Here is a 10,311-nt window from a genome sequence, read left to right on the forward strand (position 1 = left end):
ATTTATCTTAATTACTCATTTTTACGCACAACTCACACTTTGCATAAAAAACCGTTTGCCATACTCGCAGTGTTTTGTAGGCAAAACGTTATTAATATCAAAGTTCATTGATAAATTGAAAGCCCACCTTCTTTTTCACAATGGCGGAAGGTTGGCTGATCACATCCGATACCAGTGCGCGTTTCCCTTTTTTGGCCAAATAGTCGGCTAATGCTCTGATAGCTGCGGTACCTGCGCCTCTGATAGTGCCTTCAGCCATTGGATAAAGCACGTAAGCTGGGTCAGTCAATGAACCGGCAACACCAACATCAAACTCATTAATATCCACTGCCAGCGTGATGCTAATGACCACCCCTGATAAACGAACAATCACATAGATATAATCATCGCGGGCCGTTCTTAGCCAACTCTGCACCACGCCACTCACCAGACTCGAGGCGGAAATAACCGCATCCATCCCTTTATACACATTGGGATTATCAATACTTTCAATATCCGTCTCGGTTTTCAAGGTGTGCCAGGCCCGACTGTAAACTCGTTCCCATTCTTCGATATACGGGAGGATATTGTCCCTGGCAGCCAGCGAGTTTTCGGTAACGCCGCTAATGATTTCAATATCAAAATGCATTTCAGGCTGTTCTAGCCATTGATTGTGTTGCCGTCTTCTGGGGATGGTTTCGACAAACTGGAAATTTTGCAGTGCCAACTCATAGCGTCCTTGAGGTAGTATCTGTGCTACTTGTGGTATTTCGGCGTTAGAATCCAGAACATTACGATATAAATAATCGGCATAGCTGAGCTGTGAAAAATCAAATGCTGTTTTTAACATTATCGCATTATCAATATTATTAGCGACATAGAGCTGGACACTTTCAATAAACCGCGCATCGGTCACTGTGTCTGATGCCGCATAGCCGGTATCGCCTACGCTGATAATCCGCTCAATAACCCGACCAAAATTTTCGGCGTTCCAACTGTCAAGACTGCCACCAAAGAGCATGGTAAAGTCAGTCAAAATACTCAATGTCCAATCAATACAAGGGGGAATAAGCTGGCGGCGAAAACGTAGATGAGGCAGCACTTCATCTTTCATTGAAACTTTACAGGCCAGCGCACTGGCCGGTACCGTCAATGATTTCCCGTTCATATCAGAATTAATTTGAGTCAATATGCCAACCGCCTCAGTTGGCAGCGGTGCCAAGAACACGTCAGCAGACAACGCTTCATTCGTCATTAATTTAGGGAGGGGCTTCGAAGAGCCGGATACTTGCAATATCTTATTGTTACCGCCACTGAAAAAATCATAAATATTGGTGACAAACCGGTCTACCTGATTACACCGCCCTTGGACAACATAATTATAAATATTAAGCAGGGGAAGTAACCAGCAAGCGCTTTTCCCAAGAAAACTGCGCCCTGCTCGACTTTGATTTTTTTCAGCCGTCAGCACTATTTTATTTATAATTAATGGTTCAGTTTTACTGTTATTATTAATGAAGAATTTAACATCCGTTTTATCTGCATCGAATAAATAGGTGATCAATGGATAGTAATCGACTGCCTGTTCGCCAATAGATTCCATAAATTGAACTTCGAAATAACCACCATAAAATGTCGATAACATTGATAATGTATCGCTTTCATCGCTCAATTTGAATATAGCGCTATTATTACTGCTTTCATGAATAAAAAAAAGCTCACGGTCCATTATCTTAAATATACCACCATCGACTATTCCTACAGAATAATTATTTTTACTATCCAAATGAAAACTGACCAAGGTTTGTTTTGAACCTATTCGTTCGTCACCCCAATAGTCACCGAAAGTGTATTGTATCGGGATGATCATCTTATCTTTTACAACACAATATTGGTCGCAAATAAAATATTCTTGCTGAGAAACCTGAATGCTACTAATATCATAATCCATACCTATTTTTTGCAAGTCAAAAGCTGAATAATCATCAGTCAGAATAAAGTAATCGCCGCTAAAATTATCATTTTTATAAACTGTCACTTGGGTATTTTGTGGTAGTTTGATCGAACTAATTTGATCATTAAGTGGGTTTAAAATATGTGATTGTTTCCTACGGCGATCTGTATTATTGAAAAGGTCAATGTATTCGCTACCAGATAGGCAAATTGATTCACCTAAAAAGTTATCTTTCTCATAGAAACAGGCAGCACTTCTAACTCTAAAGGAACTAATTTCATTATTTAAATCAGCCCAACTGCGGGAGGAGAGTAAATCGACATCATCTCTAAATGTTAATGCCTTGCCTGAGAAATTATTATTTTCATAAACCGTAACAATCATACCCGATGGAACAAAAATAGATGATATCTTGTCATTCCATTCCTCCTTAAGATCACCAACTTCTTGTCCCTGGCTGGCACAAATTGATTTACCCAGATAGCCACTATCAGCAAAGAAACACACTTTTGTCTGTTGAGCAGAAACGTTTGCAGTTAATATTAGCGTGAAAAATATAATAAAGTAATTATGGTTCATATAATAATCCCCAGTAATAAATGACAGTGTCAAAAATCGTGATGTGATTACTTTATCTAGCTAATAAAAGCATTGATATCATTTTATTTATCACAGGGATGTTATTTAAATAACAAATACAAAAACCAATTAGCCATTGTTATTAATTAGTTTTATCAATATTACTATTCCATACGGAAAATTATATTACCCACCTGGCCACTTTCATCCAATACATTAAGCTGATAACCGCCCGGCACAGATAAGTTTTGTACCCATGATTGATTATTCTCGGTCACCGCTACTTGCTCACCATTGAGGAACCACCAATGTTGGCCTCTCCCGCCTTGCGCCACCAGGCGCAGATCAAGGCTATTATGACCAGGTAAACGCTTAACGACAGCACCATCACGTATACCTAAAATCAGCAATGGCGCAGCACTGCCTTCCCCTTGCGGTGGACATTGCTGGCTTGCTGCGGGTAACCGTTGATTACGCCGTTCAGCCAGTGGCAACCATGGCTCCAGTGGCAGTGGCCACAAGGCCACTTGCGTTGGCTTGGCTCCTAAGCAATCCGCGGCAACCCGCTCGCCTTGCTGATTTAGCCAGATACTGAGTTGACTACCCTGCATATTTTCCTGGCCGGGTGCGGTCAGTGTGGGCGGTACCGTGCCATCGAGCACCCAGCTTTGACGCCGCTGTCGACAGTTACTATCACCAACCGCTAGCGGTTGCCCACCCGGCCAACAAATCTCTTCCCGACTGACTGACGATGGCCTCGGATCTGACGGTAAGCTGCGAATGCTTTGCTGCAATCCTGCCATCAACACGTTATTGACCTGATTAAGTATCGGTATTGCGGTGGCATAACCAAACTGCCCGGCAACCGGAGTGCCATCTGGACGCCCCACCCACACGCCTATTGTATAACGCGCATTGATGCCAATAGCCCAAGCATCACGATAGCCGTAGCTGGTACCCGTCTTCCATGCCAGTGGTACGCTGGCTGGCAGAATATCATCCGGTAACGGTCTGGCTTCACCGGCCATAATACGCCGGATAATCCATGCCGCTCCCGGTGAGAATAGTCGCCGTTCTTGTATTTGTTGCTGCGGTTCAAAACGCAATGTTGCTGCCATTCCGCCACGGGCGAAAGCGCTATACGCGGCAACCAATTGATCCAACCGTGAACCGGTTCCGCCTAAAATGACCGCCAGACTGGGTTCACTGTGAGAGGGGAAACGTAAGTTCAGACCACCATTGCGTAAATTGGCGGTAAAACGTTTTGGGCCATAGGCTTCAAGTAATTGAACCGCCGGTAAATTCAGCGAACGCACCAGAGCTTCACTGGCACTGACCGGCCCATGGAATCCGGTATCAAAATTGCCAGGCCGGTAATCACCAAAGCGGCGTGGCACGTCCTGAAGCAAAGATTCAGCATGGATCAGGCCGTCATCCAGTGCCATGGCATACAGGAAAGGTTTGAGTGTCGACCCTGGTGAGCGCCATGCACTGACCATATCCACATGACCAAAGCGGCTGTTGTCCTGAAAATCCACCGACCCAAGATAAGCGCGCACCTTCATCGTGGTATGGTCAACCACCAGCAAGCCTAGCGAGGTTTTCTCAGGTAATTGGTGACGCCAACTCGCCGCCATATCTTCCAATTGGCGCTGTAATCCGGTATCAAGCGTGGTGTGGATCACTTCGCGCTGATTACCACTGGTTAAACGGCGAGCTAGCAAAGGAGCCAATTGTGGCATCTGACGCGGTGCCAGCCAGACCTCTTCTTGTTTAATATCAGCCACATCCTTTGCTGTCCAAACCTGATAATCCGCCAGTCGGGTTAACACTTTGTCTCGAGCAGCCTTTGCCCGTAGAGGATAGCGATCGGGACGTAGCCGACTAGGGGCTTGCGGTAATGCTGCCAGCAATGCGGCTTCTGCCGCGGTTAATTGAGAGGGCGGCTTAGCTAAATAGGTCCAACTGGCAGCGCCAATCCCTTGTAGGGTGCCGCCAAATGGAGCGCGATTAAGGTAGATCTCGAGAATTTGAACTTTGGAAAAATGCCATTCCAACTGAAAAGTACGCCAGACTTGACGCAATTTGCCAGCTAACGTGCGCGGATGTGGGTCGATCAAGCGGGCAACCTGCATAGATAGCGTGCTGCCACCTGAAAGTATCTTACCAGCGCGCAAATCCTGCCATGCGGCACGAGCTAGCGCCAATGGGTTTACCCCGGGATGAGAGTAAAACCAGCGGTCTTCAAAAGTGAGCAGTGCTTGCAGATAATACGGCGAAACCTGACTCAACGTCACCGGATAACGCCATACGCCGTCAGCATCGGCAAAACGCCATAACGGTGTGCCATCTTCGCCTACCACGACCCGCGCGACCTGGACCTCGGCCAGAGGCAATGGCCAAAGTCTATCTGCCAGCCAAAGAGTGGCCGGAAACAACACCAGGATAAGCGCCAACGCCCAGCCCATACGCCGATAGCGGGAATAGATATTTTTGCGCATGAATCGTATTACTTCCCCTGACAACTGTTTCGCCGCTCAGGGGAAGTGAGTATTCACTTAACGATTTCAAGCTGCACTGGAGTACTCCCCAGCGCACGCCAATCGGGTACATACATCGATTCTACTTGTGGTGCAGGCACTTGGTAGAGGCCTGGTGTCACCGCCCGCGCCAGGTAGAGCAACGTGGTGTGACGGTAACCATCGACATTGACGGCAGCGACATAACGATCATCACGAAACTCTTGATGTTTGATATCCGATTGCTGCATATCCTGTAATAGCTCAGTCACGCTGCTGGCACTCTCTCCCAAACTGGCGCTGCTATCGCCCAGATTCTGGTTTTCCAGTTCCAGACCAGCAGGCAGCAAATCAACCACCAGCGCATCCGGTACCCGCCTATCGGCCCAAACATCCAGATGCACCAAGACTAACTGACCACTTTTCAGTTGTGATAACTGCAACGGATTGCCATCTAGCCCAATGTAGCTACGAGTGATATGCAAATTATTACTGAATGGTGCAGGGGTTTGCTGCGGATATCCCACCACAGCAACGCGGCTATACAATGGCGTATCACCCCGATTTTGCAGTTGCATCCCCGCGGCCAGTTGTGATGCTGACCAGTTTTGGTTTAACGCGGTGCTTTGGGTCAGCGTCACGCTATCCGCAATTGGCTCAGCTTGTGGCGCAATAGCAACCTGCCACGGTGTTTCAGCGCCATTCATCAAGGTGCGCCCCGCAAGAAATATAGCATTGCTCTCCTGCGTTGACAGATAGTTGCGGCTGGTCAAGGCATCAGACAGGGCCAGCAGACGACTATCACGTGCTTGCGGCAGTAGATTGTTGTCAGTTAACAGCGCCAGAATAAGAGCATCATCGCGTATCGGGCTACCGTAATCTTCCAGCCAGTAATCTTTGTCACTGCGTGTGGTATTTAGCCCCTGAGTGATGGCTTCTTTGGCACGCGGCATGTCGCCCATCAATTTCAATGCCACACCCAACTGCACCAGTGGTAAGCCAGAACGCGCTTCACTGTTACGGCTATATAACTGCCGTAATGCACCGAGCGAAGCCTGCTGCTGCTGCGCCAATACCAGCCCCGCATAGGCTTGCACCGCAAAACGGGTATGCTTGGTTTGCTCGCTGTAGCGAATTTCAACCTGATTAGGATCCTGTAAATAACGCTGTAAGCGGGTATTCGCCGCCGTCAGTGCCGCCGCAGGCACGCTGTAGCCTTGTTGGCTGGCACGGTAGAGGAAGTCAGTGGCATAGGCGGTGAGCCAGAACTCTTCCGGGCTGTCGTTGCTCCACAAACCAAAGCCGCCGTTGTAGCGCTGCATACTGAGCAGATGCTCAATCCCGACATCAATCGTCTGTCGCCGTTTTTCATCGCTATCGGCCTTGATACCCAGCGCAGTCAACTGTGCATGGTTGCTGTACAGTGAGGGATACAGTCCACTGACTGTCTGCTCCAGACAGCCATAAGGATAGGCGTACAACTCGCTGATATAACGTGCCAAGTTGAGAGGTGGGCGGCTGGTTATCAGCAGTTGACCTTGCAATGTTTCAGCACTCAATCCCGCCGTAGCCTGCGCGGGCAGGCTCCAGCTTTCACCACTGCGCAGCACATTAGCGAAATGGCGCGTTTGGGCCGGATAGGCTGGCCGCACGCCGATTTTCCAATGATGCTGGTAATCTGGCAGTTCTTCATTTGGTAGTACCATGCCACTGATCGTCAGACCAAGATCACCTTGCCCAAACCCGTTCAGCGCCCGAACCGGGATCAGTACCGTTTTACGCTCACCATTCGCCAGCGTAACTGACTGAGCTTGCGTGCCATTTAGCGCCAGTAAATCACTGGCGGCCAATTTCAGCGCTAAGGTTTGCGCCTGACCAGATAAATTACTTAAGTCCAAAGCCAGTTGGGTACTGTCGCCACCGGCGAGAAAACGTGGCGCTGCCAGTTGCGCAATCAATGGTGCTGCCACCACCACTTTCGATTCTGCTTTGCCGAAGTCTTCATCACTCCAGGCTTGGGCCATTAAACGTAACTCACCGTTAAAGTCTGGAATCGCCAGCTCAACGGTGCCTTCACCCTGCGCGTTTAATGTCACCGGTTGGGCTTGCTGCGCTACAATAGTCACTTCGGTAATGGGTTTCTTGCCCCCGCGGGACAGCGCATCTTCCTCATCGCCATCACCACCAAAACGCAAGCTGGCTAAGCGCCCTTGCCCTTCTATCAATTGCCCATAAACATCATAGCGATCGGCGCTGTAGCGCTTACGGCCAAAAAAGGCGTCGTACGGATCTGGCGTGACGTAATCCGTAATATTCAAGATCCCGCTGTCAACGGCTGACAGCAAAACTTGCACTTTTTCCGGCAACGGCGCGCCGCTCCGGCTGGCCTTCACTTTTACCGTTAAAGTTTGATTGGGCCGGATACGCTCGGGGGCATCCAATTGCAATGCCAACTTGCGGGTTTCATCCACCAACGGCAGATGCAATAAACCAATCGCCCGTTTTGGCGTCGCCTGTTGTGATTTATCACCCGGGCGAATCACTGTGGCACTGAGATACAGGTCATGCCGATTCCACTCTTTGTTAATCGGCACGTCGACCTCCGCGCCACCCGCAGGAATAGTCACTTCCTGCCACCACAGCGGGCCGTCACTGGATTCCACCAGCAGATAACCATTACCCGCCGTTGGCGCTTCAATATGTAACTTCACTTTTTCGCCCGGGCGGTAAGCGGGTTTATCCAACGTTAATTTGACCTGATCAGGACGCACCGCACCACTGCCAGCGGTGTTATCCTGCCAACTGTAACCGGCCCAGAAGCGAGAACTGCTCACCAGCGAGTTATCCTGATTACTGACCTCAATTCGATATGCGCCCCACTCCACTGGGAAACTGACTTTAGCACTCCCATTGGCGGCGATATTCACGCTTTGCTCCGCCAGAGTCAGATCTTTTTTATCAAACAGCGACTGCCAGCCATCACTTTCTGACCACTGCCAGTAGTAATCACGCCGCTCACGTACCAACTTAACTTTAATGCCATTGGCGGCCAGCTTTTCGCCGCTGGCATTCGCATAGATAATTTCAAAATCAGCCTGCGTATCTTGATCCACCATCGCCTGTGATTTATGGCTGTCACTGCGGTAATCATAAACCTGCTGTTTATTGAATAGCGGGCGAATACCCGCCAGCGCATCAGCAGGCCACACCGCTTGCTCAGCACGGCGTGTGACTGGCCGCCCACCCGACTCCAACAAGCTGGCCTGTAATATCAATTTCAGCGGCGATTGGGCATGCTGCCAACTGTTATCCACCGCAACATTCGTCTGCCCCTGGTTATCTAAGGTGGTATCAAACTCATCTAAGGTGCGGGAGAGGTTCTCTTCGATAATCGAACCAAATTCAAAACCGGGCAGCGTGGCAACAGCTTCACGTAGTGGGCGCAGGAATAATTGGCCTTGCAGACGGTTGCCCGAGGCCGGGGCACCATATAAGTAACGGCCAGTGACGGCAAAGCTGGCTTCACTGTCTGTGGCGATCGGTTCTTTACTGGTAGCAATATCGAGCGCCATACGCTCTGGTAGAAAATCCTCTACCTTGAATTTGTACAATCGTGGCTGGTTATCACCCAAATTCAGGCGCAGTGACCACTCGCCAGTTGGGCCACCTTCAGGTATGGCATATTGGTATTGATACAGGCCATCCTGTGGTTGCCAGGTAAAGCTGCGCACCACTTGATTATCCGGTTTGAGGATATCGACTTTAACGGGTTGGGTTGTTAGGGGTTTACCGTCGGCATCGCGCAGTAACCCATTAACAATTAAGGTTTCACCTGGCCGATACAAGTCGCGCGGGCCAAAGACAAAGAACTGCTTCTGGAAACCCTCAGGACCAGCAATATCAAACTCGGCCAGATCCAACGCGGGTGCATTAAGGTCGATCAGACTGGTCTGCCCATTTTGCGCGGCAAGCAGCAGTTTGGCGTTAGCGTTTTTTTCCAACTGCGCATGGCCCTTGCCGTCGGTTTCGGCCTGAGTCAACACCTGGCCTTTATCATCCAACAGTTGCAGTGACACGCCTTGCAATGCCGCACCACCGGCTAATGCCTGAGTGAACACATCCATCTGGTTATGGTAGCTATGTAGCGAAACACCGATATCACTTAGGGTAAATAAGGTGGCAGCATTGGTATAGCTGTAGTGACCGGCTTGCTGCATGACGGCCAGATAGACGCCGGATTCTTGTAACGGCTTGATATCGGCTAAGGGCAATAACAGCTTTTCACGGGTATTAACCGCAGGATTGAGATCAAAACGGCCGGTATAGACTAAATCAGCCATTTTCAGCAGTTCGTCCGATTCCCAGTTAGAGAGCGCACTGCGGTTCTGCCAGTTAGCGAGGAAGTTAGCCAGGCTGCTTTGCTTAATGCGAAAAAAGTTAACATCGACGTTATCAACATTGAGCGCCATCACCGGCAAGCCCTGCGCCAGTTTGCCCGGCAGCAAAGAGCCTTTGCTGGCAAAACCGACACTCGGTTTAATATCACGCGTGGTGATTTGTTGCTGTTGTTGTGCACCCAGTTGCGCGCCACCTACCCCTTGCAGCGTGCTGTCGACAGTCAACAACAATTTACGCTCCGGTTTGAGGTGGCGTAAACGCAGCTCCATTAGATTATCGGATAGCTCCCAGGCACCGTCGATGTTGCCACTGACGGTATCAACCAGATGCACCTGCGCGGCGAAATCCTGATTTGGATTCAGTGGCTGCGAGAAGGTCAGTACCATGGCACTGGCCCCGTCAAGTTGCAGTTCAGAGGCATCCAGCAAGGTAAGCGGCTGACCCGCATGGCGTTTTGCCAGTGCCGCCAGCGCCACCGTATCTTGGGGTTTACTCGCCGGTGTTTTGCCCGCCGAGGTACTGGTTTGAGTCGCAGGCGGTGTGACCACACCTTTATTATTGCTGTCATCACAGGCGGCTAATAACAACGCCGCAGCGACCACTATAGTCGTTCGATACCCTTTAATTCCTGACATTAACCGACGCAAACCATTGTGATTCATATCTTGCTCCCTGGCTGATAGCAAGATTATAGCATCGGTATGAAAGGGAATATAGGGAGGGAAGAATCAAGTGATTATCTTCATAAAAAAATGCGTATTGGCTCGCATTTATATCTATTTTTCTAAACAACACACCCCAAAAACCTATTTAATATTTTTTTAATAAAAATTAAATAATTCAACCCACCAATGATCCACAAGGCGCAACTTAAAATAAAAA

General features: G+C 49.1%; 3 protein-coding genes. All 3 read right to left on the reverse strand.

The window, feature by feature from the left end; genetic code table 11:
* Positions 1 to 97: 97 nt before the first annotated feature.
* Positions 98 to 2,512: a peptidase inhibitor family I36 protein gene (locus tag V2A85_RS18965; RefSeq protein WP_420072100.1), complete on the reverse strand. Its 2,415-nt coding sequence runs from the start codon at positions 2,510 to 2,512 to the stop codon at positions 98 to 100.
* 164 nt (positions 2,513 to 2,676) lie between these two features.
* Positions 2,677 to 5,013, reverse strand: a complete 2,337-nt coding sequence (pbpC, locus tag V2A85_RS18970; RefSeq protein ID WP_420072101.1) for a peptidoglycan glycosyltransferase PbpC — start codon at positions 5,011 to 5,013, stop codon at positions 2,677 to 2,679.
* Between the two features lie 53 nt (positions 5,014 to 5,066).
* Positions 5,067 to 10,091 (reverse strand): alpha-2-macroglobulin family protein, encoded by a 5,025-nt coding sequence (locus tag V2A85_RS18975; RefSeq protein WP_420072102.1) that lies wholly within the window; start codon positions 10,089 to 10,091, stop codon positions 5,067 to 5,069.
* Between the last annotated feature and the right edge of the window lie 220 nt (positions 10,092 to 10,311).

Source organism: Yersinia sp. 1252 StPb PI, from assembly GCF_048593885.1.
In the GTDB taxonomy this organism is placed as follows: Bacteria; Pseudomonadota; Gammaproteobacteria; order Enterobacterales; family Enterobacteriaceae; genus Yersinia; species Yersinia enterocolitica_E.